Genomic DNA, 1692 nt, shown 5'->3' with positions numbered 1-1692 from the left:
TTCCATTATCAGGTTGCGGGCTCCAGCACTCTGTCGAGTATGCGTTCGCTCTCGATCCAGAGCTTCTCGGCCTGCAGCTCGTCCAGTGCCTGCGGTGCCGGCTGTTCCTCCGCAAGGTCATGGAAGTAGCAGCCCCCCTTGCCGCCGAGTTCGGGATCGGTTGCCAACCATACGATCGTGCGCGCGGGCTGCTCAGGGGCGGCACATTCGTTTGCGGCCATATAGGCCTGCATTCCCTGATCGCCGTGGCTGGCGAAGTTCGATCCCACGCGGCCCGGATGCATGGCCAGGGCGACGATACCCTTGTCGATCAGGCGACGATGGAGTTCACGGGTGTACAGCAGGTTCGCCAGCTTGGCCTGGCAATAGGCCGCGCCGGGTTCGAAGGCCGTTTTCATCACCAGATCGTACCAGCGCATTCCCGCGCACGCGCGATGGCCGCTCGACGATACGGCGACCACGCGGACCAGTCCGGGCGGCGTGTCTCCGGCAGCACGTTCCAGCAACGGCAGAAGCTCGCGGGTCAGCAGAAAGGGAGCGAGGTGATTGGTGGCGAATGTCGCCTCCAGGCCCTCCGATGTGCCGTAAAAGCCATCCCGCACACCGCCCGCGTTATTGACCAACACGTCCACCTTGTCGGTCAGTGCACCGATGTCTCGCGCCACGCGCCGGACTTCGTGCATTTCGGAAAAATCGCCGCGCAGCATGTCCAGCCGCGCCGTCGCGGTGCCGGCCGCGCGGATATCCGCCTCGGCTTCCTCGCAGCGCTTCCTGTCTCTTCCGGTACCGATGACGTGCCAGCCCATGCGGGCGAATGCCATGGCGGTCGCCTTGCCGATGCCGGAACTGGCCCCGGTTACGACGACGCATCGCTGGCGCGATTCCGACGGATCATCTGCTTGCGGCATTGTTCTGTTCTCTCCCTTGAATCTCGATCAGGCAATTTCAGCGAGGTAGCGCACCCTTCAAGAACAGCCCCACCGCGAAGCGGACCCGCTGGTCGACATCCTGCGCCGGAAGCTCGTTCCCTGAAATCAGGAAACGTACGGGGGCGCTGACGACCATGCTCATGAAGACGGTGGCCGAGAGCATCGCGTCCTCGATGGCGAGCCGACCTGCAAGAGTTTCGTTTTCCAGAATTTCCGCCAGGAAACGGACGGTGGGCAGGGCGGCGATCTCGTAATAGGTCTGGAAGATGTCCGGAAAGCGATAGGCTTCGGTGTTGATCAGCCGTTGCAGCCGCACGCCTTCCGGAGTGCCGGCAAGCTGAATGCGCAGCATGGCGATGTTCACCAGGGTCTCTTCAAGCGTATCGGCGCGCGTTGCCTCTATTGCCTGCGGCTTGGCGGCGCGGCGCTCTGTTCCCCGGCGGATGGCCGCCCGGAACAGCGATGCCTTGTCGGGATAGCGGGCATAGACCGTGCGCTTGGTCATGCTGACTTCGGCGGCGACGGCCTCGATCGTGGTCGGCTCGAACCCCTTGTCCAGAAACCTCTCGAATGCGCAGTCGAGCAATTGCGCGTGACGGGCCTGCGCCTGCTCGCGCGTCGGGCGTCCGGCGCGGACCGCCGTAGAGGCCGATTCCATGGCGTCGGTCGGTTCAGGGCTTCGTTCGGTCATGTCCTGCTTCGAGCGGATCCTGCTTGCGCTGCCAAGAGGATCGTGAATAATGAAACGCACAAGATGCTATTA

General features: G+C 63.4%; 2 protein-coding genes. Both read right to left on the bottom strand.

Annotated elements, in window-relative coordinates; all coding sequences use genetic code 11:
• Positions 1-8: 8 nt before the first annotated feature.
• Positions 9-908, bottom strand: a complete 900-nt coding sequence (locus RT424_RS20480) for an SDR family NAD(P)-dependent oxidoreductase (RefSeq protein ID WP_313442015.1) — start codon at positions 906-908, stop codon at positions 9-11.
• Positions 909-945: 37 nt separating this feature from the next.
• Positions 946-1620: a TetR/AcrR family transcriptional regulator gene (locus tag RT424_RS20475; RefSeq protein WP_313442013.1), complete on the bottom strand. Its 675-nt coding sequence runs from the start codon at positions 1618-1620 to the stop codon at positions 946-948.
• Positions 1621-1692 lie beyond the last annotated feature (72 nt).

Origin of the sequence: Novosphingobium sp. (genome assembly GCF_032093395.1) — a bacterium.
Taxonomy (GTDB): domain Bacteria; phylum Pseudomonadota; class Alphaproteobacteria; order Sphingomonadales; family Sphingomonadaceae; genus Novosphingobium.
This window is presented reverse-complemented; position numbering and strand designations above follow the sequence as displayed.

What these genes read in the sequence shown, in the direction of transcription:
- RT424_RS20475 (WP_313442013.1), bottom strand. Translation starts at nt 1,620, where the DNA reads ATGACCGAACGAAGCCCTGAACCGACCGACGCCATGGAATCGGCCTCT.
- RT424_RS20480 (WP_313442015.1), bottom strand. Translation starts at nt 908, where the DNA reads ATGCCGCAAGCAGATGATCCGTCGGAATCGCGCCAGCGATGCGTCGTC.